A 24,323-nucleotide genomic window follows, 5' to 3' on the forward strand; every position below is an offset into this window, starting at 1 on the left:
AAACCTTTTCTGCGCACAATTTCCCGAACGCCGCGATGGGCACCAGGCGGCAGACTGCGCGCTCGTACGCCCAACACCCCGTCCCTGTATGCCTGATGGAGGTCCGTCCATGCCCCGACCGGGCGGACGGTCAGGGTGCTCGGTCGGCTCCAGCCGCCCAACTGCGCGCTCCGCCCTGGGAAAAGACCTCCTCGCGCAGCACCACGGCAAGCTTGAGGTGCTGTCGGCTCGTGTGGCGGTCGTGCCCCTTTCCGGAGACGGTCTCCGTCTGTTCTCCGGTTGCGCGGGTGGTCTCCCGCGGCCGGCCGGCGGTCGTGTTGCGATCTTCCCGACCAGTGCTTTCATGGAAATGAAGGCATGCGTGCCAGCGGAATATGCGCGAGGCAGAAGACCTCGGCGTGGGGCGGCTGTATTGCGCTGTGGCGGTGTGGGGCGGAGGACGCGCAGGTGATGCGCGGTGCCACGACTACGGCTGACCGTTTTTCCCTGTGGGTCCACACCTGCCCGTGTGTCCACAACCCGGCACCCGTATGACGTCCCGTCAATGATGTGCAGCGCGGAGGGAACGTCCTCATGCCCACAAAAGTGATCCGCCGTCCGGAAGGCAAGGAACGGCCGCACGACGCCCCCTGGTACACGCTGTACCCGAGGCGCTGGTGGTCCCGGCTCTCAGGGGCGACCCGCAAGGAATGGCGCACGTTCCGGACGAAGCGGGAAGCTCACAAGAGCATCGCCGCGGCTCGCAGTTGGCGCCCCGGACTGTTTTCTCTCGGGCCCATGCTGCGCGCGTACGCTCTCGTCGGGACGGCGCTGCTTTTCATGTGGGTCGCGGCGGCCGTCTACGACTTTGTGAAGCACGATGAGTCGCCGTTCCACGAGGTTCTGGGATCCGATTGGTTCGACGCCGTGAACCACATCGCGGGCCCGGTCCTCACGGGCTCCCTGATCCTGACCTTCTTCCTCCTCTACTGGTATCACAAGACGAAGAAACCGCTCATCGACAAGGCGCGTACGCGTCCGCACGAGCTGGTCTCCACGGCCGGAACCTTCGGCAACCGAATCGTCGGCCGCCGTGAACTGTCCCAGGTGATCGCCCAGACCCTCCGCAACCGCAAGACCCGCAAGCCCTATCTGCTCGTCGGCGGCGTGGGCGTCGGCAAGACGGCCGTTCTCGTGGAACTCACCCGGATGCTGGCCCAGCAGTCCGCCGTTCCCGTGCCCATCAGCCTGCGCGACATGAAGGGCGACGGTGAGCTCGACTTCGAGGAAATGGCGCGCCGCCGCTTCGCGGAGGAGGCGGACCAAGGGGTGCTCGCCGGCAGCAACATCGACAAGACATGGCGGCAGCTCAGGCTCGACGGCAAGGTGGTCGTGATCGCCGACGGCTTGGAAGAGGCCCTTCTCGACGAGAAGTACCAGGAGGACCGCGACAACATCATCCGACGGGCGATCGAGCGAGCGGACCGCCAGAAGCTGCCCCTGGTCATCGCCTCACGCCCGCACACACCCCTGGAGGGCACCCGGGCGGCGATCGCCGACATGGAACCGCTGAGTGAGGAAGCGGCCCTGGAATATCTGGTGCGGGAACCGGGCGAGCTGGACGAGCGCCGCCTCGACTGGGTGGTAGAGACCGCCAAGGTCGTGGAGTCGCCGATCTATCTCCGGATCGCCCGCCTGCTTCAGCAGTGCGGTCTGCTCGACCACCTCACCCTCCGCGACGAAAAGGACCGCCTGGACACCCGCAGCAACGACTGCTCCACTCTCAGACTCGGGTTCCTCAACACCTACCGGCAGGCCATCGAAGACGGTCGCATATTCGACGATCTGGTGATGGGGCGCGAGGAACGCCGGGAGACCATGTGGGTCGTGTCGGCCATGGCCTGCCTGGGACTCCTGCAGGACAGCATCGAGGTGACGTTCGACGACTTCGTCAGCGCACACGCGGACGACCTCCGGCGCCGCGCGCAGTCGCAGGAGAATCACCAGGAATCCCCGGACGCCGCCCAGCAGTACGGAACCCGCCTCGCCATCTCGGCGGCGCAACGCGACGCGATCTGGGGGGTGATGTGCCGGAAGATCGGCGGGTCGGCGCACTGGCTCAACACGCTGGACTACCCGAACGAGTGCCGGACCGAGCTGGCGCGACACACCGCCAACGGACAACTCCTGGGGCTGGTGTACGGCCGCAAGAACAAGGTCCGTTTCCCGCACAGCATCCTCCAGGCGTACATGGGCTACCGCCTGCTGAGGGAGATACCGGACGACAAGATCGCCGCGGTCGTCGAACCGGCGCTGCACAGCCCGGGTCCGTCGCGGGAACTGCTCATCGCTCTGGTGCTCCTCTCGCGGCACCGGGCAGCGCCTCTCACTCCCCGGTCGGCCGGCGCGCAGCGCGCCCACCGCGCCAAGAACCGTCACGCGGCGTCGCCGAAACTGGCCGAGCTGCTCAGCAACGCCGCAGCGGCCCGGCACGACGCGAAGTACTTCGACCTGTACGCCGCGGCCCTGGAACTGGACTGCGTGGATCCGGTCCCGATACAGGACAAGCTGGCCCATGAGCTCGACGAACAATGGGCGGGCCTCGACATCCGAGGCGATCAGCGGACCATCGAGAGCGCGAAACTGAGGCTGGTACGGAACTTCGGAGCCGCCCTGCGTGAACGGGACCGTCGCAACAAGGCGCATCGTCCCCCCGCAGAATGTTCGGGTCAGGACCCCGCGCGCCCGACTCTTCCCTACAAGCACCTCTTCCAGATCGGCACGAAGGAGCCGTCCCACGCCGTCCGGATCGCGATCGCCCATCAGATCGCCGCCGGTGGTGACGCGGCCTTCCAGGAACTGCGTACGGAATTCCCCCTCGGATCCGACCCCATATCCCAGTACCTGGGAAAGATCCGTGACGCCAAGCAGAAACTCGACCGCGACTACACCGCGTGGCTCAATGAAGAGGATCCGGACCCTGCGGCCGGTCCGGACGCCGTGGAAAAGAGGCAGCGGGAGCACGACTGGATGGTGAGGGAGTACGAGCAGTGCCGGACCACGTGGTGGCGCCACTTCAGCCTCCGGGCCTGGCTCGTTCCGATGGTCGTCGGGTCCGTCTCCGAGAAGTACCGGGACGAGGCCAAGGAACGGCTGAGCCTCTGGTTGCGCAACCTGACCGCCGAGACCGGGGAACAGAGTCCGCTCATGCCGCTCTCCTTGGAGAACGCCCTGGCCCAGGGCTTCAAGAACGCGGCGAACCGCAGGAGACGGCATCCGGAGGCCTACGAGGAGACCCGTGCCTATCTGGTGAAGCAGGCGGAGAAGATGCTCACCTGCAGCCGCTACTGGTACGCGCAAGTGAGCCTGCTTCAGGCACTGTGCCTGTGGGAGCTTCCCGACACCATCGGACGCGCCCCCGGTTCCGGCACGGCGAACCGGCGGAGCCGTTCCGCGGCGCCGGGCACCAGCCTCACGAAGGACGACGACGCGGCGTCCGGCGGCCCCATGGAGCCCATAAGGTCGGTCACCCGATGGCTCTCGATGGCCGGCAGCGCGCACGAGAAGACCCCGGGCCACATCGGCGCCGCGTACCGACGCGACGGCGAGAAGGTCCTCCACCCGTTCATCGCCGAAGCCGGTGATCTGGTGACCCTGGCCCTGGAGACGGGACACCCCGAGCGGTTCATCTGGATCGACGAGAACGAGGTGAGCGACAGCGTCGGTTCGACCCCGGCCGATCCGGACCGCTACCGCAAGCACAACCTCTGGATCTCCCCGTCCGTCGGCTGGAGCAGCCTGCATCCTCGTGCGCAACGCCTTCTCGCCGACGTCATGGTCCTGCTCAACCTCACCCAGGGCGACGGCAGTCCGGACGACATCGAGGAACGTCTGAAGCTCTCGAACAAGCCCGGCCTCCCGCACTGTCTCACCCACGACCGCGGCCTGCTCCACCCCGAACGCAGCATCGGCCGGGCCGACAAGGGTGAATCCCGCACCACCTGCACCTCCCCGTGCGAGTTCCGTCTGTGCCCCTATCCCCCCAAGGCGGGGAACGCGCAGGCGGAGGTGGCGGAGCTGTTCTGCCGACAGCAACAGGCCCTTCTGCACAGCCGCTTCCGCTGGCACCTCCCGGCCGTCAGCCGGCACACCGCGCCCTGGGTCAGCGTCCCCGTCAGGGAGTTGCACGCCTTCTGGGAGGAAATGGCCAACCGGAACCGCAAGACGACGGACGACGAACACCTTCTGTGACGCGGTTTCCTCGGCACAGCTCCCCTCGACACCGCTCCCTCGACACCGCTCCCTCGGCACAGCTCCCTTGACACAGCCTCCGTGATCCACCTTCTCCGGCAACCGAAAGGCGCGCTCCGATGGACGGCTACCCACTGATCGAGAACCACGGTCTCATCGGCGATCTGCAGACCGCGGCGCTGGTGACCACCGAGGGCACCGTCGACTGGTTCTGCTCCCCGCGGTTCGACTCGCCCAGTGTCTTCGGGGCGCTGCTGGACACGGAGAAGGGCGGCCACTGCACGGTCCGCCCGGCGCATCCGACCCACGCGACCAAGCAGTTGTACCTGCCCGGCACGGCGATCCTGGTGACCCGGTTCATGACCGAGGCTGGTGCCGGCGAGGTGGTCGACTTCATGCCCGTGACCGGTACGACCGTCACCGCCCGCCACCGGCTGGTGCGTCTGGTCCGCTGTGTGCGCGGCACCATGACGTTCCAGGTGGAGATCGCCCCGCGCTTCGACTACGGACGCGCGAAGCACGAGGCGCACATCACCGAGCACGGAGCGGTCTTCGCGGCGGAGGACGGCACCGAACTCACCATGCACCCCATCCGTGAACCCGAGGACGAGCGACTCCTTGACGTGCTCACGGACCAGGACGGCGACCTGAGCCTGTCCGTCACGCTGCGGGCCGGTCAACAACGCGGACTGGTCCTGGAGACGGGCGCCGCCGGACCGCCGGCCGAGATCCGTCTGGACGCGTACCAGCGGCTCTTCGACCAGACCGTGGCGTTCTGGCGCTCCTGGCTGACCCAGTCGCGCTACACCGGGCGCTGGCGCGAGATGGTGGAGCGTTCCGCGATCACGCTCAAACTCATGACCTTCGCACCCAGCGGCGCCCTCGTGGCCGCCCCGACGACGGCTCTCCCTGAGCAACTGGGCGGCGAACGCAACTGGGACTACCGCTTCACCTGGATCCGCGACGCCTCGTTCTCCGTGTACGCCCTGCTGGGGCTCGGCTTCACCGAAGAGGCGCGGGCGTTCATCGCCTGGCTGAGCGACCGGGTCAAGGAGCGGGCCGGCGAGAGCGGGACCACGGGCCCGCTCAACGTCATGTACAAGGTCGACGGCTCGGCCGACCTGGACGAGCGGATCCTCGACCACTGGGAGGGATACGCGGGCTCCGCGCCGGTACGCATCGGCAACGGCGCCGCGACGCAGCTCCAACTGGACATCTACGGCGAGGCGCTGGACAGCATGCACTTCGCGCACGAGCACGGATTCCAGATCGGGCACGCGGGATGGACGTCCATGCGGGAGAACCTGGACTGGCTGGCCGACCACTGGGACCAGCCCGAGGAAGGGATCTGGGAGACCCGCGGAGGGCGTCAGGACTTCACCTACGGCCGGGTCATGTCATGGGTGGCGTTCGACCGCGCCCTGCGCCTCGCCGAGTCGAAGGGCTGGCCGTCGGCGTACGGACGGTGGCGGACGGAGCGGGACGCCGTCTACGACCAGGTCATGGCCAAGGGGTGGAGCGAGGACCAGCAGGCCTTCGTCCAGCACTACGGCAGCGGCGTGCTGGACTCCTCGCTGCTGCGCATGTCCACGGTCGGCTTCCTCAGCCCCGAGGACCCGATCTGGGCCACGACCCTGGACGCCATCGAGGGGAAACTGGTCAGCGACAGCCTCGTCTACCGCTACGACCCGGAGGCGTCACCCGACGGCCTGCGCGGCTCGGAGGGCACCTTCTCGCTCTGCACGTTCATGTACGTCGACGCCCTCGTGCGGGCGGGACGGACGGACCAGGCACGCCTGGTGTACGAGAAGATGATGGGGTACGCCAACCATCTGGGCCTGTACTCGGAGGAGGTGGACCCGACGGGTCGTCAACTCGGCAACTTCCCGCAGGCGTTCACCCATCTCGCGCTCATCGACGCCACTCTCACCCTCGACAAGGCACTCGACGGGCCCTAGATGGATTCGGTCGACGTCTTCGAGGCCGGGCCCTGCGGTGACAGGTGTTCGATGCCGGGTCGGACCCGGCCCGCGTCGACGCCTCGCTGACGTCGGCCCCGGCGGTTCACGCAGGCGTCGACGCGAGCCGGCGGTCCAGTGTCGTCACCGCCTGGCGGAACGCGCGGCCGAGGCCGCCCCGGCCCACGGTGAGTGCCGCCCGGAACAAGGCGGTTCCGTCGGCGGCGAAGGTCCACCGCACACGCGTCCCCTCGCCCGCGGGCGTCAGCCGCCACTCCTCGACCAGGGCGCGGAGCCCCGGCGCGTTCGTGGCGTCCGCGCGGTACGTGTACACCTCGGGAGCCTCGCTGACCAGGATGGTCTCCTCGAAACGAGTCCCGCCGCGCAGCCGCACCTCGCGCCCGGTGCCGTCGGCCACGGGGCGGACGAGGGTCACCGCCGAGAACCACTCGCTCCAGCCGGACGCGTCCTCGGCGAGCGCGGAGAACACGGCCGCGGGAGGAGCGGCGACCTCCCGCGCGAACACCAGCCGCAGCGGAGCGGTCTCGACGAAGTCGGATCCCACCGGACGCAGTCGACGTGCCATGCGCGAACCCCCTTGAGACAACCGGAAACCGGTCCCCACCGGACGAACGTCCGTGACGGCCCGCGCCACGGACGGCACCCACGCGGTGCCGGCGGCGCGGGCAGCGTCACCCTAGCTGGCGGACCGTCAGATGTCTGTATCGTCCTCGGGTTCACCGGCCACCACCAGGCGCAGGTGCTCCGAGATCTCCGCGCGCGCATCGGCGGGCATGCCGCCGTCGGTCACCAGCGTGTCGACCTGGTCCAGCGCGGCGAACGAACTGAGGCCCACCGTGCCCCACTTGGTGTGGTCCGCCACCACCACGACCCGCCGCGCGGACTGCACGAGCCGCCGGTTGGTCTCCGCCTCCGCGAGGTTCGGCGTCGACAGCCCCGCCTCGGCCGATATGCCGTGCACACCGAGGAAGAGGACGTCGAAGTGCAGGGCCGCGATGGCCTGATCGGCGACCGGCCCGACGAGCGAGTCGGACGGCGTGCGCACCCCGCCGGTGAGGACCACGGTCGCGGCCCCCTGACGCTGGCCCGAGGTGCGCTGCGATGAGTGGAACACGTCGGCCACACGGACCGAGTTGGTGACCACGGTCAGGTCCGGGACGTCCACCAGATGATGAGCCAGCGCGTACGTCGTCGTACCACCGGAGAGTGCGATCGCCGAACCCGCCGCGACCAACTCGGCCGCGGTCCGCGCGATGTCCTCCTTGGCGGTCAGCTCCAGACCCGACTTGGCCTCGAAACCCGGCTCGTGCGTGCTCGCCTCGACCACGGGCACCGCGCCGCCGTGCACCTTCTCGACGACACCCTGACGGGCCAGGGCGTCCAGGTCACGGCGGACCGTCATGTCGGAGACACCGAGCCTTCGCGTCAGCTCGTTCACGCGGACGCCACCGCGGCGACGCACCTCGTCGAGGATCAGAGCGCGCCGCTGCTCCGCGAGGAGGTTCTGATTCTCACTCACGACCGCTCCGGTCCTTTCGCCGCTGCCTGCCCGACACTCCGTCCGAACCCACTCCCACGTGGACATACTCCTTGCCCGAGGTCTGGAGGACGCCCCATCCTTGCACGGGACACCCTCGGTCGCGCCACTGCCCGTGCGCCCGCTGTGCCCCTCCTGTGCCGCGGCGTTCACACGTATCGGGGAGATTTGGTGCCTACGGGTGCGCACGACGCCCCCGGCGCGAGAGCCTTGTGCCTGCACATGACACCTGAGACACGTGTGGCACGGGGAAGTGCGGAACAGTGGATCGTGCACGGGAACAAGCCGTCGACGGGGAGCCCGGCAGCCCCGCGCAGCGGCCCGGAACGGCCGGAGCGGCCCTGGAGCTCCTGGTCCACGGCGTGGGCGGCGCCACGCCGGAGGAGATGCTGAACGATCCGCGGACGGTGCGGATCACCGGCGACGCGACGGCCGCCGTCTTCCGGCGCGCCGACGACGCCGACGCCGAGGAGCGCCCCGGGGACCCCCGCGGCGGACCGGTGCGCGAGGCGTACGTGTGGTGCAACCTCACGTCCGGCAACGGAGCCCGCGCCCTGTGGCTCCTCCTCCTGCCCTTCATGGTGGTCAACCTCGCGCACTGGATGCGCCCGGCCTCGCACGGTCACGGACGGACGGTGCGCCTGTACGGGCTGCTCGTGCGTCTGGCCGGGCTCACCCTCACGGTGCTGCTGGTCGCCGCCGCCTGCGAGGTCGCCCTCGATCTGGCCGCCTGGCAGTGCGCGGGCACCCGTCTGTGCGTGCGCAACCACTCCTGGCTCGGATTCCTCTCCCCGGACCGGCCCGACGCCGGCTGGTGGAGCCTGCCCGGCCGCCGCCTCGCCGTGGCCGCGCTGGTGCCCACGGCGCTCACCACGCTCCTGTGGTACCTCTCCCACCGCACGTGGAGCGCGTACGAGTCGCAGCAGCCGATCGCCCGCGCGGCCGAGGCCCACGAGGAGACCGACGGCACGGGACTCGGCCGACCCGGCTTCTGGTACGGGCGCCGGCTGGTGGCCCGGCTGCGCGCCGCGCACACCGCCGCGGGGTTCCTGACCGTCGCCGCGGCCGTGGCCTCCCCGGCCACCCACCACGACCGCGCCCCGGGCGGGTCCGCCCTACTGGAGACACTGGGCGGGCTCCTGAACGCAACCCTCGTGGCGGGCGGGGCCGTTGTGCTGTGGGTGGTCTGCCGCCGCGGCCGCAGCGAGAACCGGATCGACCACGGACGCGACCAGGCGCTCGTGCGCCGGCTGCCGCTCGGCGCGGCCGCCCTGCTCGCCCTCACCCTGGTGTACGCGGGCTGGTCACGGCCCCACTGGCAGTCGTCGGGGCGCCTGGCGGGCGACGCCACGTTCGGCGGCCTCACCCTCGTACAGGGACTGCTCGTGATCGCGCTGTGCGTGGTCGCCCGCGCGCTGTACCGCACGGCTCCCCAGGTCACGGATCCCGGCCCGACGGCGGACGGGGCCCCCGGCCCGCGCACCGCGATGCGCGGCTTCGCCGGACCGGCCGTCGCCATGCTCGGCTGCGCGCTCGGCGGTGTCATGTCCGGAGGCGTGTCCCAGCGGGTCGCCGACTGGCTCGACGGCACCCGCCACTCGATCCCCGGGCCGCCCGTCCTGCTGACCTGGCAGGCCTCGGTGATCCCACCGCTGCTCGTCGTCCTGCTCGCCCTCGTCGGCTGGCTCGCCCGGCGCACCTGGCGGCTGCGCCGCGGCGAGATGACCGCCGTCGAGCGCGAGTACCCGGGCGAACCCAGGGACTCCGCCCGTACCCGCCGCATCGCGAGCACCCGCGCGATGGCCGCCCTCACCGACCGGGCACCGCTCATGATCGGCGTCCTGTCCTCCGTGACCCTGCTGCTCGGCGGCTGTTCCCTGGCCGGGGCCCTCGCCACCGGTGACACCCCGAGCGAGGCCGCCCGGGGCACGAGCGGCTTCGTCCACGGCGCGGCCGAGACCGCGCAGGCCCTGGGCTCCTGGCTGATCGGCCTCGGCTTCATCCTGTTCGTCACCTGGGGCCGGCGCGCCTACAAGGACCCGGCCGCCCGCCGCACCATCGGGATCCTGTGGGACGTCGGCACTTTCTGGCCGCGTGCCGCCCACCCCTTCGCCCCGCCCTGCTACGCGGAGCGCGCGGTGCCGGACCTCACCTGGCGGATGGCCACCTGGACCCGGGCGACCGGCGGACGCCTGGTGCTCTCCGGACACTCCCAGGGCAGTGTGCTGGCGGCCGCCGCGGCCTGGCAGCTCAAGCCCTCGGTCCGGGGGAGGATCGCGCTGCTCACCTACGGCTCACCGCTGGAGCGCCTGTACGGACGCTGGTTCCCGGCCCACTTCGGCCCGGCGGCGCTGGCCTCGCTGCACCGCGAGGTCGCCTGCTGGCGCAACCTGTACCGGCGCACCGACCCGATCGGCGGGCCCGTCCGGCTGCCCGGCGACTGCGGCCCCGAGGTCGACCACGAGCCCCTGAAGGACCCGCTCGCCTACGGGCGCACCGACCGGCAGCCGCTGCCCGCCCCGGTCCTCGGCCACTCCGACTACCAGGCGGACCCGGTCTTCGCCGCCGAGCGGGAACTCCTGCTGGAACGGCTCCTGCCCGAGGTCCCGGGCCCCCGGCCCCGCTAGAGCCGAGCGCTCAGGGCAGGTCCGGCAGATCCTCCGCGTAGAGCAGGGTCAGGTCGTCCGTGCTCGGCTCGTCCAGCTTGGCGACCCGGCCCGCGTGCCGTTCCACCATCGCCTCGAACGTCTGCCGTGCTGTGCGGCCGTTGCCGAAGGCGGGCCCTCTCGGGATGGAGGTGAAGTACTTCAGGACCGCCTCGGGCGCGCCCGGACCCAGCCGGTACTCGTGCTCCTCGGCCTGCTGCTCGACGATCCGCAGCAGCTCGGTGGGGATGTAGTCGTTGAAGGTGATCGTCCGTGAGAAGCGGGACGCCACCCCGGGGTTGACCGACAGGAACCGCTCCATCTCCGCGGTGTACCCGGCGACGATGACCACCACCGCCTCCCGGTGGTCCTCCATCAGCTTCACCAGCGTGTCGATGGCCTCACGCCCGAAGTCCCGGCCCGAGTCCTCCGGGGACAGCGCGTACGCCTCGTCGATGAACAGCACGCCGCCGCGCGCCCGGTCGAACGCCTCCTGGGTGCGGATGGCGGTCGACCCGATGTGCTCGCCGACGAGATCCACCCGGGACACCTCGACCAGATGACCCCGTTCCAGCACGCCCAGCGAGGCCAGGATCTCGCCGTACAGCCGGGCGACGGTCGTCTTGCCTGTACCGGGGGAGCCGGTGAAGACGAGATGGCGCCGTGCGGACGCCGCCTTGAGGCCCGCCTCCTGCCGGCGCCGGCCCACCTCGATCATGTCGGTGAGGGCGCGCACCTCGCGTTTGACGTTGTCCAGGCCCACGAGTGTGTCGAGTTCACCGAGGACGATCTTCGGTCCGCGGGCCGGAGCGGCGGGCTCGGTGCCGGTGACGGCCGGTTCCCGCTCGGTGCTGCGCTGACCGGGGATCGTCCCCAGCAGACTCACGGACGAAGCCGACGTCTCGACCGCCGCCTCGTGCGCCGGGGTGCGCAGCGACGCGCTCTCGTCGCTCGCGCAGTCCTCGACGACCGGACCCGAGCCGGGGGCCGAGCCCGCGTCGGCGAACTCGTAGCCCCCACGCGCGCATCGCTCCGTACGGCACTTGCGCAACGTCGACCGGCAGCCGTCGATCACGTGGAAGCCGTAGCCTCCGCTGTCCGCGACCCGGCAGTGCGTGAAGCTGCCCCGGCCGTCCGCCGAGACGTAGAAGCCCGCTTCGGCGGGGGAGGTGACCGTGCAGCGCTCGAAGGTCGGATCGGCGCCCTTGGTGACGATGACGCCGGTCTGGGTGCCGTCGATGATGCAGCCGGACAGCGTGCCGCCGCTGCCGTGGTCGCGGAACCAGGCTCCGGTGGCCGCGTCCCGGATCCGGCAGTCGTCGAGCTGGGCGGTCGCTCCGTCGCTCACCGACACCGCCGTGTTGCGCACTTGGGAGATGTCGCAGTCGACGACGTCCGCGCGTGAGCCCCGGTCGAGGACGAACAGCGCGTCCGGCACGTCGTGCACGCGGCACGAGTCCAGGACGGCGGTCGCCCCGTCGCTCACCCACACCGCGGGGTAGTCGCCCGTGCTGTCGAAGATCTCGCACTGGTTGGCGTCGACGCGGGTGCCCGGGTCCCAGACCGACAGGCCGTTGCGTCCGAACTGCCGCACGCTCGTGCGGGTCAGGGTGAGCACCGAACGGGAGCGCAGGTCGACCGCGTTCTCCGGGATGTCGTGGATGCGGCAGTCGGCGAGGGTGAGCACGGCGTCGGTGTCGAGGGTGACGCCGTCCGCGGTCGTCCGGTGCACGTCGCAGTCGGTGAGGTGTGCCACGGCCCGGGCGGTGATCTGCACCCCGGAGCCCTTGACCTCGTACACCTCGCAACCCACCGCCTCCAGCGAGGAGTTCTCGCCGGTGGCCGACAGCCCCGGACCGGAGGTGTGGTGTACCCGGCAGCGCTCGAGTCGCGGACGCGCGCCCCCGCGGACCACGACTCCCGACTGGCCGGCCGCCACGACTTCGCACTCCTCGAACACCCCGCCTCCGCCGTCCAGCACGGCGATGCCGACGCCGGCCGGGTTGTCGACGGTGCACCGGCGCACGGTCGGGCGGGCACTCCCGCGGACCTCTATCCCGGCCGCGGAGCGGGTGACGATCCGTATGTCCAGCAGTTCCGGCGTGCCGTCCTCGACGAGCAGCGCGGGCGAGGCCGAGTCCTGGCCCTCCACGTGCAGGTCCTGGACGACGGCCGAGGCGCGAACGGTCAGTGCCACGCCGTCGATCGGCGCGATGCGTACGGAGCCGGGGGAGCCCTCGGGTCCGCGCAGGGTCACCGCGCGCTCCACCACCAGGTTCTCCCGGTAGGTGCCGGGAGCGATGGTCAGCACGTCGCCTTCGGCCGCGGCCTCCAGGGCGGCGGCCAGCGAAGCGTACTCACCCGTGCGGCGCCGCCACCGCGAGGTTCCGGTGTGCGTCACCTGGACCGTGCCCTGTGCCATGGCGCTGTTGTGCCCCCACCTCGTCGTACGCGGGTCCTGCGAGGTCGTGCCGATGCCCCGTCGATCGGCATCCCGGGCCCTGCCCGACAGCCTCTCACGGCGGTGCCGAACAGTTCGGCCGGTCCACCGTAGCGTGCGCGGGGGTGCCCGGTTGACCGGAGCGGGAAGGCCGTCAGCTACCGGTGTCTGCCTTGCCCCAGTCGGGACCCGCCTTGGCCCAGGCCCGGTCCCACCGGGTGTGACGCCGGCGGATCATGTGCCAGAGGATCAACCGCCTGCCGCATTCCAGCAGTCCGGCCGCCAGCACGGCGGCGCCGAAACCCGCCAGAGCGGCGTGCGCGGTCGCGGTGGCACGGTCCAGCGGGCGGCCCATTATTCGGCCGTGCCGGTCGGTCCAGATCGCGAACCGGTCGCCCGGCCGCGGGGACTTGAGGTCGGCGATCACCGTGCCGCGCCACGGGGTGCCGTCGGGCGCGGTCCAGTCGGCCACGACCCGGCTGTGCGGGTCCCGTCCCGACGGGGTCTCGGGGTCGGGAGCCAGCGGGCCCCGCGACAGCTTCTTGACGACGACGGCCGCCACGTGGTGCCGGTCCTTGCGCTGGTCCCGCACCGCCTTCTGCAGCGTCCCCTGCACGGAGGCCCCGACGGCCACTCCGGCGAGGGGTGCCGCGAACAGGACGAGCAGGAGCGTGGCCAGGGCAAGCCAGGCCTCCACGAGATCTGTCGTACGGCGCAGCGGATTGCGCCGCCAGCGCCAGATACCGATGATCGCGCGCACCGTCCAGCCCCCCTTCCCCCTCCGTGATGTCCAGCGGCGGAGCCGTTCACACGGGAGGTCCTGGAAGAGAGGCCGACATCACCCTCCCCCAGGGCCCTTCCTGAACTTCTCCCAAAGACCCAACGATCCCGCCCGGCCGCGGGGTTCCCGGTGGCCCGGCTCTGGCGCGATGTCGTCCGGCCGGCTACGCCAGGACCGTGACCGGGTCGCCGACCCGCACCGAGCCGCGGTTCTCGGGCACCAGGTTCTGCCCGAACATCGCCTTTCCACCGAAGCGCCGGTGCCGGGCGAGCGTGCGCAGCGGTTCCTTGCCGCGCCGGGCGGTGTCCTGGTCGGTCGTGGTCACGATGCAACGGCCGCACATCTTGGTGACCCGGAACGTGACATCGCCGATGGCGATCCGCGTCCAGTCGTCCTCGGCCCAGGCGTCCGTGCCCGATATGACGACGTTCGGCCGGAAGCGGCTCATCGGCACCGGGCCCTCCTCGGCCCGGTCGCCCCGCGCGATCAGGGAGTTGAGAGCGTCCAGCGATCCGAGTGTGGTGGCGAGGAGCGGATAACCGTCGGCGAAGCTGACGGTCTCGCCCGGGAGCGCGAACTCCGGGTCGACGGGCCGGCGGACGGCCGGATCGTCCATGTGGACCAGGCGTACGTCCGCGCCCACGTGCCGGCTGCACCAGTCGTGCGCGGCGGCGTCGGCGAGGACGGCCTCCACCTTGTCGCCGAAGATCTCCACCGTGGTCGTGCCGAGGGGTTCGGGCACCTCGACCGTCACCGGCTCAAGGTTCTCGGCGGACAGGCGAAGGCCGCCGCCGGAGAGTGTCTCGGCGGCGGCCAGCGCCAGACGCGGCTGCTCGCGTTGCGTGACGACCTTTCCCCCGTCGTCGATCAGGACCCAGCGTCGATCTCCGGCCAGCCCCCAGGGCTCGACCTCGGCCTCCTGGAGCGAGACGCTCCGGAAGGCTTTGACCGGATGGACGTGAATCGAGTGCAGTACCGCGTTCCCCATGACCGCCATGGTGCCAGGAAGCACCGACAATCCGGTCGGGGGTGGTCAGTACCCGCGGTACTGCTGACCGTTGTACGGGTCCTGGTACGGAGCGGGGGCGGGCCGCGGAGCCGCGGGGCGCATGGCCTCGAAGCCCGAGGGGGCCGCCATCGGGCGGGGCTGCTGCGGCTGCGGGCTGGGGTAGCCCCGGGGGGCGCCGGCCTGCTGCGGGATGTACGGCGCGGGGGCCTGCTGCAGCGGCGAGGGCTGCTGGGCCTGCTGGTAGCCGTAGGAAGAGGGGCCGGCCGGCAGCGCGGGGAGCGCGGACGGCAGTGCCGGGAGGTTGTTGCTCATGCCCGAGTCGTAGGCGGAAGGGACCCGGATCGGGGCGATCTGAGGGGTACCCCGTTCGGCGACCAGGGAGTCGTAGATCGGGGTGTCCGGGAAGGCGGAGTAGTAACCGCCGCCATAGGTGGAGCGGGGGGAGGTCATGGCACATAAGTTAAGCCCACGATGTGCTGGTTGGGGAGACCGATAAGAGGGTTGTTTTTTGGTGTCCGTGGTGACGTGGGATCCCCAATGCGAGCGAACTTGGCAAAAAAGGACGTCAAAGATGGTTGAGATCGTGTAAAGGCCCAGCCTCGGACGGGTTACCGGCGGTTGACCAGGATCTTCCTGCGAGAGCCATGGGAGTCGGCGGACCTGGGGATTAGGTTTGGCCGGAACGGAGCCGGGGGTCCGTTCGGGACTCGCACCGGTGCGGAGACACGCGATGGGGGCGTACATGTCAATGCCTAAGGGATCCAATGTTCATGTCCCGACGAGCGCACTCCGAGTGGAATTGGGGTGGCGTTCAGGACAGGGGGTGCCCGACGTCGATGCGTCCGCCCTTCTGCTGGTGGCCGGAAAGGTTCGTTCGGACGGCGACTTCGTCTTCTACAACCAGCCCGCGCACTCCTCGGGCGCCGTCCGCCACGAGGGCAAGCGCGACGACGGCGGCCAGGTGACCGACACCCTGTTCGTCGATCTCACGCGCGTGGAACCCGTCGTCGAGAACGTGGTCCTGGCCGCGTCCGCCGACGGCGGCTCCTTCGGGCGCGTACCCGGTCTGTACATCCGGGTGCTCGACACGCGGGCCGGCACGGAGATCGCCCGCTTCGACAGCACCGACGCGACCGTGGAGACCGCCTTCGTCCTGGGCGAGTTCTACCGGCGCCAGGGCGCCTGGAAGTTCCGCGCCGTCGGACAGGGCTACGGAAGCGGCCTCGAAGGGCTGGCCACCGACTACGGCATCACGGTGGACGAGCCGCAGCACACGACCCCTCCCGTCGCCGCTCCGCAGGGCCCCGCCACCCTCGTACAGGGGCCGCCGCCCCCCGTCGCACCACCGGTCACCGTGCCGCCGCCGGTCGCCCCGCCCGTCACCGTGCCGCCCCCCATGGCCCCCCAGCCGCCCATGGCCCCTCCGGCCCCCGTCCGTCTCTCCAAGGTCACGCTCACCAAGGAGGCGCCCTCGGTCTCCCTCGCCAAACAGGGCGGCACGGGCGGCGCCATGCGCGTGAACCTCAACTGGGAGGTGCGCAAGCAGTTCTCGGGCTGGGGCAGCAAACGCGGCCGGGCCGTCGCCATGCACGCGGACCTCGACCTCGACCTGTGCGCGCTGTACGAACTCTCCGACGGCCGCAAGGGAGTCGTACAGGCCCTCGGCAACGCCTTCGGGGCCCTGCACCAGCCGCCGTTCATACACCTCGACGGGGACGACCGGACCGGGGCCGTGGCCAGTGGCGAGAACCTGACCATCAACCTCGACCACAAGCAGAGCTTCCGGCGCATCCTCATCTTCGTGACCATCTACGAAGGCGCCCGCTCCTTCGCCGATCTGCACGCCACGGTCACCCTCCAGCCGCAGAACGGCGCGCCCATCGACTTCTCCCTCGACGAGTGCACGGTGCCCTCCACCGTCTGCGCGCTCGCCCTCATCACCGGCAACGGCGCCGACCTCGTCGTCCAGCGCGAGGCCCGGTACCTCGTACCCGCGCGTGGGGTGAGCCCCCAGCGCACCGTCGACCACGCCTACGGCTGGGGCATGAACTGGACGCCCGGCCGGAAATGACCCGTCCTCAGCTCTCGTCGAGGGCGGCGCCGGGGCGCGTGTAGGTGCGGCCCTTCCAGGCCGCGCCGCGCCCCCTGTAGTGCTGTACGGCGGAATCGACCGTCATGAGGAGATAGAGGAACGCGGTGACCGGCAGCAGGGGAGCGAGCGCCAGCGGCTGCCGGTAGTACCGGAGCATCGGTACGTAGGTCGCCGTCATCACCAGCCAGGCGAGCCCCCCGGCGGCGGCCACCCACGCGTTCCCGGAGGCGAGTCCCGCCACCATTGCGACCGGCGGCACCAGATACACCACGGCGAGCCCGGCGACCGTCCCCGCCAGCAGGAGAGGGCTGTGCCGCAGTTGGGCGTACGCGCTGCGCGAGACCATGCGCCACAGATCACGCAGCCGCGGATAGGGGCGGACACTGTCCACCCGCTCCGCGAGGCCCAGCCAGATGTGGCCGCCACCCCGCTTGACGGCACGGGCGAGCGCCACGTCGTCGATCACGGCATGCCGGATCGACTCCGGGATCCGCGCCCGCTCCGCGGTGTCCGCGCGCAGCAGGACGCAGCCCCCCGCCGCGGCCGCCGTCCGCGACCCCTTCACGGCGATGCGGCGGAAGGGGTAGAGCTGCGCGAAGAAGTAGACGAAGGCGGGCACGACGAGCCGCTCCCACAGGCTCTCCACCCGCAGCCGCGCCATCTGCGAGACGAGGTCGAAGCCACTCGTGCGCGCCGCCGCCACCAGGAGCCGCAGGCTGTCCGGGGCGTGCGCGATGTCCGCGTCGGTCAGCAGGAGGAATTCGGGGTCCCGCGCGCGGGCCAGACCGATGCCGTGGCGCACGGCCCACAGCTTGCCCGTCCAGCCGGCCGGCGGCTCACCCGGTGAGCAGACGGTGAGCGGCAGCCCGCCGTGCCGGCGGGCCAGCGCACGGGCCAGCTCGCCCGTGCCGTCCGAGCTGCCGTCGTCGACGAGGAAGATCTCGGCCCGCCCCGGATAGTCCTGGGCCAGGAGCGAGGGAAGACTGTCCGGCAGGACGGCGGCCTCGTCCCGGGCCGGCACCACGACACAGACGGAGGGCCAGTCCGACGGCTCACGGCGGGCGGGCAGCCGTACGTCCGTACGCCAGAAGAAGCCCTGGCAGAGCAGCAGCCACAGCCACGCTGCCAGTGATCCGACGGCGATCCACAGGAGGGCGCTCACTCGCCGCAGTCTGCCCCACCGAGGTCGCCCGTCAACACGGATCGTCTATGGTGACCGGGTGAAGATCGCGCTCATGGACTCCGGAATCGGACTGCTCGCTGCTGCCGCCGCGGTGCGTCGACTGCGGCCCGACGCCGATCTCGTCCTCTCCTCCGACCCCGGCAGCATGCCCTGGGGACCCCGCACGCCGGAAGACGTCACCGCGCGTGCCCTCGCGGTCGCCGAGGCCGCCGCGCTGCACCGCCCCGACGCCCTGATCGTCGCCTGCAACACCGCCTCCGTACGCGCCCTGCCCGCCCTGCGGGCCCGCCTCGAACCGGAGGTGCCCGTCATCGGCACCGTCCCGGCCATCAAGCCGGCCGCGGCCGGCGGCGGACCCGTCGCGATCTGGGCCACGCCCGCCACCACGGGCAGCCCGTACCAGCGCGGACTGATCGAGGAGTTCGCCGCCGGAGTGGCGGTCACCGAGGTGGCCTGTCCCGGCCTCGCGGCCGCCGTCGAGCACGCCGATCAGGCCGCCATCGACGCGGCGATCGAGGCGGCCGCCGCGCACACCCCCGAGGACGTGACGGCCGTCGTCCTGGGATGCACCCACTACGAGCTCGTCGCCGAGCGCATCCGCGCCGCCGTGCAGCGTCCCGGCCGCCCGCCGCTCGTGCTGCACGGTTCCGCCGGAGCGGTCGCCGCCCAGGCATTGCGCCGCATCGGCGAGCTGCCGGACCCCGCGGCCCCCGCCGACTCCGCGGTCACCGTGCTTCTGGGCGGCCGCGAGGGCGCGCTGCCCGCCACGGCGCTCACCTACGAGGAAGGCCGCATCCTGTCGGCGGTCAGCCCCGCACGCTGAGCGACGGAGCGGCCCTCACATCGGCTCGCTCCACCACTCGGGCTGCCGTCCCCGTTTGGGGACGCCCTGCCCTGGACACCCGTGGGACACATGCGGACACCCGTTCCCCGGGCACGTCCGGTCACCATAGGGACACCCTCGGTGGGGCCCTCGGTGGGGCCCTCGTCCACCCGGCGGAGTGACGCTCCGCGACCCGGTGCCCGCAGAGCGGAATCTGAGTACTCTCATGGGCATGAGGGACCACCCCCACGGCGAAACCTCCCCGCACCCGGCGATCTGGACCGGGCGTGCGAGGAACCGCGTCCAGTTGCTGCCCGCCCTGGGCGGTGTGGCCTGTCTGGCTCTCGGGATCGAGCTGGCCGTCGGCTCCGGCTGGACGTCGGGAACGGCACCGCTGGTCATGTCCGTCGTCGGCTGCATCGCCGCCGGACTGCTCATCCTCTTCGGCACGCTCGCCTTCGTGCACGTCGCCGTGCGGGTGGACGAGGACTGTCTGGAGGTGCGCTGCGGCCACATGGGGCTGCCGCGCCGCCGCATCCCGCTGTCCACGGTCGTCGGCGCCGACTTCGCGCCCCAGGTCACCCCGCGTCAGTGGGGCGGCTGGGGGTACCGCTGGCGGCCCGAGCAGGGAACCGCCGTCGTCGTCCGGCGCGGCGAGGGCGTGGTGCTGCGCCTGGGGGACGGCCACACGTTCACGATCACCGTGGACAACGCCGAGGCGGCGGTCCGGATCATCCGCGGCAGGCTGCGTCCGGACACGACCGGCGTGGCGCGCTGAGGCCCTGTCCGGGCGTCGTTCACGGATCGGGGTGACCGTCCGAGTGCTCGCCCTGGGGATCGTGTACGTATCGGAGTGACCGCCAGAGTGCACGCCCGGGGCGCACATACGTATGCGTACGGCTGACCTCTGGAGTGCTCGACCCGGAGATCATGTACGTATCGGGGTGACCGTCAGGGTGCAGGCCCGAGGGGTCGGTCACGTTCCCGCGTGACCGTCGGGACGGCCGGCCCCGCCCGGCACGCCGTCCGGCGCTGCCGGGGCGAGCGGCCGCGCGGTGGCGAACCCGGCCAGCAGTCCCGCGCCCGCGGTCACCGTCATGAAGCTCAGCGCGTTGCCGATCGAGGCGATCGCGGCCACCGCCGTCAGGGCCGCCCCCGCCGTCAGCACGATCGGCGTCGTGCGCGGCGAGCGCAGAAGCGCGTACAGGACCCAGCAGAACGCCGCCGCGAGCAGGACCACTCCGGTCAGCCCCTGCTCGGCGGCCTGCTGCAGGGGCGCGGAGTGGGGTTTGCCGTCGGGCAGCAGGGACTGGGCGACCGTGGGACTGAGCGCTTCGTAGCGGCCTGGGCCGACCCCCAGCCCGGGCTCGGCACGGGCCATGCGCAGGGCGTCGTGCCAGAGCAGGATGCGGTGCTCGGTGAGCTGCCCCTCCAGGGAGGCGGTCAGTCCGCCCGGCAGCGCGTCCTCGCCGATCGCCCAGGTCGCCCCGGTCACCAGGGCCGTGGCCGCCGCGAATCCCGAGAGACCGAGCGCCCGGCGGTGGACCCGGGCGGTGGCGAGCGAACAGAGCAGGACACCGGTGCAGGTGACGAGGCCGGTGGTGGATCCGAGGAGTGCCGCCGTCACGGCGGTCCCGGCGGCCGCCAGACGCAGCGCCAGCCGCAGGGCGAAGGTGCGCGCGGCCCAGGCCGCGCAGCACGCGGCGCCGCAGGAGAGGGTGAGCAGGGCGGCCGTGGCACCGGTGTGACCGAGCTGAAGACTGATCTGCGGGCCGGGCGTGGCGATCGCGAGGCCGAGTCCGGCCGCCGCAGCGGCGCAGGGGGCGGCCACCGGCAGGAGCGCCCCGGAGATCCGCCCCGCGGCGTAGCCCGCCGTCACGGCGAGCACCGCGAGCAGCACGCCCTCGGGCCGGCCCTCGTGCGCGGCCGCCGTGATCAGCGACCAGGCGGCGCAGGCCACGAGCACGACCATGCCGACGACGTCCGACGCACTGCGTCTTTCGCCCGTGGCCACCTCTTCGGCCGTGGACGTCATCCCCGCGGAACCCACCCCCGTCGCCCCCCGACTGTGCTCGCCCCGGGCGCCGTCACCGCATCAGGCCGCACGTCAGAGGCTCGGCCACACCGTAACGGGTGATGTGCAGGTTTGGGGACCGTTGTGCAGGAACGTTGCGGCAGGCCCGTACGAGGCGACCCGTCCATCCGTACGCGGCGACCTGTCAAGGGGTGTACCGCCCACCGGGACCCGACCGGCCGAGCTGTCCGCGCCCAGGTCAGGCGCCGTACACTCCCCGAGTGACCGCCACCGCAACCACCGTAGACGAGCCGGAACAGCTCGAACCCCAGGCCGTGCCCGCCTCGCGCGGGTCCCACCTGGTCCGTCGCCTCGTTCCGGCCGCCGTCGCGGCGCTCTCCGGAGTGCTGCTGTACGTCAGCTTCCCGCCACGGACCCTGTGGTGGCTCGCGCTGCCGGCCTTCGCGGTCTTCGGCTGGGTCCTGCGCGGTCGCTCCTGGAAGGCCGGACTCGGCCTCGGCTATCTCTTCGGCCTCGGATTCCTGCTCCCGCTGCTGGTCTGGACCGGCGTCGAGGTCGGCTCGGGTCCCTGGCTCGCGCTCGTCGCCGTGGAGGCCGTCTACGTCGCCCTGGTCGGCGCGGGGATCACCTTCGTCTCCCGGCTGCCCGGGTGGCCGCTGTGGGCGGCCGCCCTCTGGATCGCCGGTGAGGCGGCACGCGCGCGTGCGCCCTTCGGCGGCTTCCCCTGGGGGAAGATCGCGTTCGGACAGGCCGACGGTGTCTTCCTGCCGCTCGCCGCGCTCGGTGGCACCCCGGTCCTCGGCTTCGGCGTCGTGCTGTGCGGCTTCGGGCTCTACGAGATCGTCCGTCTCGCCGTCGAACGGCGTGGCGGCGGTGTCCTGCGCCGCGGCGCGGCCGTCGTGGCCCTGCTCAGCGTCGCCGTCCCCGTCGTCGGTGCGCTCGCCGCGCGGACGCTCGTCAGCGACAAGGCCGAGGACGGCACCGCGACGGTCGCGGTCATCCAGGGCAACGTCCCGCGCGCGGGACTCGACTTCAACGCCCAGCGGCGTGCCGTCCTCGACCACCACGTGCGCGAGACCGAGCGTCTGGCCGCCGAGGTCAAGGCGGGCAAGGTCGCCAAGCCCGACCTGGTGCTGTGGCCGGAGAACTCCTCCGACATCGACCCCTTCGCCAACTCCGACGCGAGCATCGTGATCGACCAGGCGGCCAAGGCGATCGGCGCCCCCGTCTCCGTCGGCGCGGTCGTCGAGCGGAACGGCAAGCTCTACAACGAGCAGATCCTGTGGGACCCGGAGAAGGGGCCCGTGGACACCTACGACAAGCGGCAGGTCCAGCCGTTCGGCGAGTACCTCCCGCTGCGTCCGCTGCTCAACGCCATCAACAAGAACTGGACCAGCATGGTCCGCCAGGACTTCAGCCGTGGCTCGAAGCCGGGCGTCTTCAAGATGAACGGCACCGGCGTCGGGCTCGTCACCTGCTACGAGGCGGCGTTCGACTGGGCCGTGCGCAGCACCGTCACCGACGGCGCGCAGATCATCTCCGTGCCCAGCAACAACGCGACCTTCGACCGCAGCGAGATGACCTACCAGCAGCTCGCCATGTCCCGCGTCCGCGCCGTCGAGCACAGCCGCACGGTCACGGTGCCCGTGACGAGCGGTGTCAGCGCCGTGATCATGCCCGACGGGAAGATCACCCAGAAGACCGGGATGTTCGTCGCGGACTCCCTGGTCCAGAAGGTTCCGCTGCGCTCCTCCGAGACCCCGGCCACCCAGCTCGGCATCGTCCCCGAGATCCTGCTGGTGCTCGTCGCGGCGGGCGGCCTCGGCTGGTCCGCCACGACGGCTGTCCGCTCGCGGCGCGACAGCGGCGTCTAGGACGCACCCGGCGTGGCCGGGCGCCGCGCAGGGGAGATTCCGCGGACACGCCCTGGGGAGACGTCCCGCCGATCATGACGGGGGGCGTCGGGGGCATGGGCAGGCCGGGGGGCGATACCCGTCGGTCGGCGTCGGCGGCACCCGTCGGTCGGCGTCGGCGGCACCCGTCGGTCGGCGTCGGCGGCACCCGTCGGTCGGCGTCGGTGGCACCTGTCGGCGCCTGCGTGCGGGGCGTCGGAGTCGCGCGGATAGGGTCGGGCCATGCCTACTCCCGACTTCATCCGCGAGATCCGGGCCTTCGCCGGCCACCAGCTCCTCTGGCTCCCCGGCGTCAGCGTCGTGGTCTTCGACGACGAGGGCAGGATCCTGCTCGGCCAGCGCTCGGACAGCCACAAGTGGGCGCTGATCTCCGGCATCCCCGAGCCGGGCGAGCAGCCCGCCGCCTGCGCGGTGCGCGAGGTGTACGAGGAGACGGCCGTCCACGTCGAGGTCGAACGCGTCGTGATGATCCAGGCCGGGGGACAGGTGACCTTCCCCAACGGCGACGTCTGCCAGTTCATGGACACCACGCTCCGCTGCCGTGCCGTCGGCGGTGAGGCCCGCGTCAACGACGACGAGTCGCTCCAGGTCGGCTGGTTCGCCGTGGACGCGCTGCCGAAACTGGATGACTACGCGCTCGTCCGGATCAAGCAGGCGCTGCTCGACGAACCCACATGGTTCGAGCCCATGACCTGAGGGTGAAGTGTGTGCGTTGACCACATCGGACGGGGTCTGGGCGCTGCCTAGGGTCGAGGCATGACCGCGCCCAGCGCCCTCCCGGGCCCCCACGCCTTCCCCCTCGACCTCGGCGGACGTACCGCCCTCGTCACCGGAGCCGCGAGCGGCATCGGCCGCGCCTGCGCGCTGCGGCTCGCCGCCGCCGGCGCCAAGGTGAGAGCGGTCGACCGGGACGCCGAAGGTCTGGAGACCCTTGCCGAGCGGACACACGGCCTGGCCGGCACGGTCGAGCCGCACGTCCTCGACCTCACCGACCTCGACGCGGCGGAACAGGCCGCGGCCGGCACCGACGTCCTCGTGAACAACGCCGGGCTGCAACTGGTCAGCCCCATCGAGGAATTCCCGCCCGACGTCTTCCACACGGTGCTGACCGTGATGCTGGAAGCGCCGTTCCGCCTCATCCGCGGCGCCCTGCCGCACATGTACGGACAGGGCTGGGGCCGCATCGTCAACGTGTCCTCGGTCCACGGACTGCGCGCCTCGGCGTTCAAATCGGCGTACGTCGCCGCGAAACACGGACTCGAAGGGCTCTCGAAGACCGCGGCCCTGGAAGGCGCGCCCCACGGAGTCACCTCGAACTGCGTGAACCCCGCCTATGTGCGCACCGCACTCGTCGAGAAACAACTGGCCGATCAGGCGCGCACGCACGGCATCCCCCGTGAGCGCGTCCTGACCGAGGTCCTGCTGAGGGACAGCGCGGTCAAGCGGCTCATCGAGCCCGAGGAGGTCGCGGAGGCGGTGGCCTACCTCTGCGGACCGCAGGCGGCCTTCATGACCGGGACGTCGCTGGCGCTGGACGGGGGATGGACAGCGCACTGAGCCGGAGCCCGGCCTCCTCCTTCCCTTGCGGATCCTGCCGCATCCGGGCCGGGGACGAGCCCTCCAGCAGGGCGAAGAGCTGCCCCCGCGGATGCTCCA

The 24,323-nt window shown here is 71.4% G+C and carries 17 protein-coding genes; 9 read left to right on the plus strand and 8 right to left on the minus strand.

Going from position 1 to position 24,323, the window contains the following annotated elements:
* The first annotated feature begins 573 nt into the window (after nucleotides 1-573).
* A complete protein-coding gene (locus tag ACZ4TO_RS16785) occupies nucleotides 574-4,230 on the plus strand; it encodes an ATP-binding protein (RefSeq protein ID WP_468024530.1) in 3,657 nt (1,218 codons plus the stop codon).
* A 119-nt stretch (nucleotides 4,231-4,349) separates the two neighbouring features.
* Nucleotides 4,350-6,188, plus strand: a complete 1,839-nt coding sequence (locus tag ACZ4TO_RS16790; RefSeq protein WP_468024531.1) for a glycoside hydrolase family 15 protein — start codon at nucleotides 4,350-4,352, stop codon at nucleotides 6,186-6,188.
* Between the two features lie 106 nt (nucleotides 6,189-6,294).
* Here ACZ4TO_RS16790 and ACZ4TO_RS16795 read toward each other — a convergent pair whose 3' ends face one another.
* Both ACZ4TO_RS16795 and ACZ4TO_RS16800 read right to left on the minus strand, forming a co-directional pair.
* Nucleotides 6,295-6,774, minus strand: a complete 480-nt coding sequence (locus tag ACZ4TO_RS16795) for an SRPBCC family protein (protein WP_468024532.1) — start codon at nucleotides 6,772-6,774, stop codon at nucleotides 6,295-6,297.
* Nucleotides 6,775-6,900: 126 nt separating this feature from the next.
* Nucleotides 6,901-7,728 (minus strand): DeoR/GlpR family DNA-binding transcription regulator, encoded by an 828-nt coding sequence (locus ACZ4TO_RS16800; RefSeq protein ID WP_468024533.1) that lies wholly within the window; start codon nucleotides 7,726-7,728, stop codon nucleotides 6,901-6,903.
* 281 nt (nucleotides 7,729-8,009) lie between these two features.
* On the opposite strand from ACZ4TO_RS16800, the gene ACZ4TO_RS16805 reads away from it, so the two are divergent.
* Complete coding sequence (locus ACZ4TO_RS16805; protein ID WP_468024534.1) at nucleotides 8,010-10,373, plus strand: hypothetical protein; 2,364 nt, start codon at nucleotides 8,010-8,012, stop codon at nucleotides 10,371-10,373.
* A gap of 10 nt (nucleotides 10,374-10,383) precedes the next feature.
* Here the strand turns inward: ACZ4TO_RS16805 and ACZ4TO_RS16810 are convergent, their stop codons facing one another.
* The 4 genes from ACZ4TO_RS16810 to ACZ4TO_RS16825 all read right to left on the minus strand — a co-directional run bounded on the left by ACZ4TO_RS16810 (nucleotide 10,384) and on the right by ACZ4TO_RS16825 (nucleotide 15,071).
* Nucleotides 10,384-12,813 carry a right-handed parallel beta-helix repeat-containing protein gene (locus ACZ4TO_RS16810; protein WP_382786589.1) on the minus strand — a complete coding sequence of 810 codons (2,430 nt, stop codon included), beginning with the start codon at nucleotides 12,811-12,813 and terminating at the stop codon, nucleotides 10,384-10,386.
* A gap of 172 nt (nucleotides 12,814-12,985) precedes the next feature.
* The gene (locus tag ACZ4TO_RS16815) at nucleotides 12,986-13,591 is read right to left on the minus strand and encodes an Rv1733c family protein (protein WP_468024535.1); all 606 of its coding nucleotides are present in this window, start codon (nucleotides 13,589-13,591) and stop codon (nucleotides 12,986-12,988) included.
* Nucleotides 13,592-13,775: 184 nt separating this feature from the next.
* Nucleotides 13,776-14,600, minus strand: coding sequence for an MOSC domain-containing protein (locus ACZ4TO_RS16820; RefSeq protein ID WP_385039561.1), 825 nt, complete (start codon nucleotides 14,598-14,600; stop codon nucleotides 13,776-13,778).
* A gap of 45 nt (nucleotides 14,601-14,645) precedes the next feature.
* The gene (locus tag ACZ4TO_RS16825; RefSeq protein ID WP_355763715.1) at nucleotides 14,646-15,071 is read right to left on the minus strand and encodes a DUF6643 family protein; all 426 of its coding nucleotides are present in this window, start codon (nucleotides 15,069-15,071) and stop codon (nucleotides 14,646-14,648) included.
* A gap of 292 nt (nucleotides 15,072-15,363) precedes the next feature.
* Here ACZ4TO_RS16825 and ACZ4TO_RS16830 point away from each other — a divergent pair, with 292 nt between their 5' ends.
* A complete protein-coding gene (locus tag ACZ4TO_RS16830; RefSeq protein ID WP_468024536.1) occupies nucleotides 15,364-16,692 on the plus strand; it encodes a TerD family protein in 1,329 nt (442 codons plus the stop codon).
* A 7-nt stretch (nucleotides 16,693-16,699) separates the two neighbouring features.
* Here ACZ4TO_RS16830 and ACZ4TO_RS16835 read toward each other — a convergent pair whose 3' ends face one another.
* Nucleotides 16,700-17,875: a glycosyltransferase gene (locus tag ACZ4TO_RS16835; RefSeq protein ID WP_468024537.1), complete on the minus strand. Its 1,176-nt coding sequence runs from the start codon at nucleotides 17,873-17,875 to the stop codon at nucleotides 16,700-16,702.
* 58 nt (nucleotides 17,876-17,933) lie between these two features.
* Between ACZ4TO_RS16835 and ACZ4TO_RS16840 the strand changes: the two genes are divergently transcribed.
* Both ACZ4TO_RS16840 and ACZ4TO_RS16845 read left to right on the plus strand, forming a co-directional pair.
* Complete coding sequence (locus ACZ4TO_RS16840; protein ID WP_468024538.1) at nucleotides 17,934-18,719, plus strand: glutamate racemase; 786 nt, start codon at nucleotides 17,934-17,936, stop codon at nucleotides 18,717-18,719.
* A gap of 232 nt (nucleotides 18,720-18,951) precedes the next feature.
* Entirely contained in the window at nucleotides 18,952-19,497 is a 546-nt protein-coding gene (locus tag ACZ4TO_RS16845; protein WP_382786571.1) for a hypothetical protein, read from the plus strand.
* A gap of 198 nt (nucleotides 19,498-19,695) precedes the next feature.
* On the opposite strand, the gene ACZ4TO_RS16850 is transcribed toward ACZ4TO_RS16845, so the two are convergent.
* Nucleotides 19,696-20,754, minus strand: a complete 1,059-nt coding sequence (locus ACZ4TO_RS16850) for an O-antigen ligase family protein (protein WP_468024539.1) — start codon at nucleotides 20,752-20,754, stop codon at nucleotides 19,696-19,698.
* Nucleotides 20,755-21,014: 260 nt separating this feature from the next.
* Between ACZ4TO_RS16850 and lnt the strand changes: the two genes are divergently transcribed.
* From lnt to ACZ4TO_RS16865, 3 genes are all read left to right on the plus strand, one after another.
* On the plus strand, nucleotides 21,015-22,628 hold the full coding sequence (gene lnt, locus ACZ4TO_RS16855; RefSeq protein ID WP_468024540.1) for an apolipoprotein N-acyltransferase: 1,614 nt from the start codon (nucleotides 21,015-21,017) through the stop codon (nucleotides 22,626-22,628).
* Nucleotides 22,629-22,889: 261 nt separating this feature from the next.
* Nucleotides 22,890-23,363, plus strand: coding sequence for an NUDIX hydrolase (locus ACZ4TO_RS16860; RefSeq protein WP_382786562.1), 474 nt, complete (start codon nucleotides 22,890-22,892; stop codon nucleotides 23,361-23,363).
* Between the two features lie 60 nt (nucleotides 23,364-23,423).
* Nucleotides 23,424-24,224, plus strand: a complete 801-nt coding sequence (locus tag ACZ4TO_RS16865; protein WP_382786559.1) for a 3-hydroxybutyrate dehydrogenase — start codon at nucleotides 23,424-23,426, stop codon at nucleotides 24,222-24,224.
* Nucleotides 24,225-24,323 lie beyond the last annotated feature (99 nt).

This window comes from Streptomyces sp. NPDC028298 (assembly GCF_055565895.1).

Coding starts and splice junctions, on each gene's coding strand:
- ACZ4TO_RS16810 (WP_382786589.1), bottom strand. CDS start 12,813: ATGGCACAGGGCACGGTCCAGGTGACGCACACCGGAACCTCGCGGTGG.
- ACZ4TO_RS16845 (WP_382786571.1), top strand. CDS start 18,952: ATGAGGGACCACCCCCACGGCGAAACCTCCCCGCACCCGGCGATCTGG.
- ACZ4TO_RS16850 (WP_468024539.1), bottom strand. CDS start 20,754: ATGACGTCCACGGCCGAAGAGGTGGCCACGGGCGAAAGACGCAGTGCG.
- ACZ4TO_RS16785 (WP_468024530.1), top strand. CDS start 574: ATGCCCACAAAAGTGATCCGCCGTCCGGAAGGCAAGGAACGGCCGCAC.
- ACZ4TO_RS16830 (WP_468024536.1), top strand. CDS start 15,364: ATGTCAATGCCTAAGGGATCCAATGTTCATGTCCCGACGAGCGCACTC.
- ACZ4TO_RS16790 (WP_468024531.1), top strand. CDS start 4,350: ATGGACGGCTACCCACTGATCGAGAACCACGGTCTCATCGGCGATCTG.
- ACZ4TO_RS16820 (WP_385039561.1), bottom strand. CDS start 14,600: ATGGGGAACGCGGTACTGCACTCGATTCACGTCCATCCGGTCAAAGCC.
- ACZ4TO_RS16825 (WP_355763715.1), bottom strand. CDS start 15,071: ATGACCTCCCCCCGCTCCACCTATGGCGGCGGTTACTACTCCGCCTTC.
- ACZ4TO_RS16795 (WP_468024532.1), bottom strand. CDS start 6,774: ATGGCACGTCGACTGCGTCCGGTGGGATCCGACTTCGTCGAGACCGCT.
- ACZ4TO_RS16865 (WP_382786559.1), top strand. CDS start 23,424: ATGACCGCGCCCAGCGCCCTCCCGGGCCCCCACGCCTTCCCCCTCGAC.
- ACZ4TO_RS16860 (WP_382786562.1), top strand. CDS start 22,890: ATGCCTACTCCCGACTTCATCCGCGAGATCCGGGCCTTCGCCGGCCAC.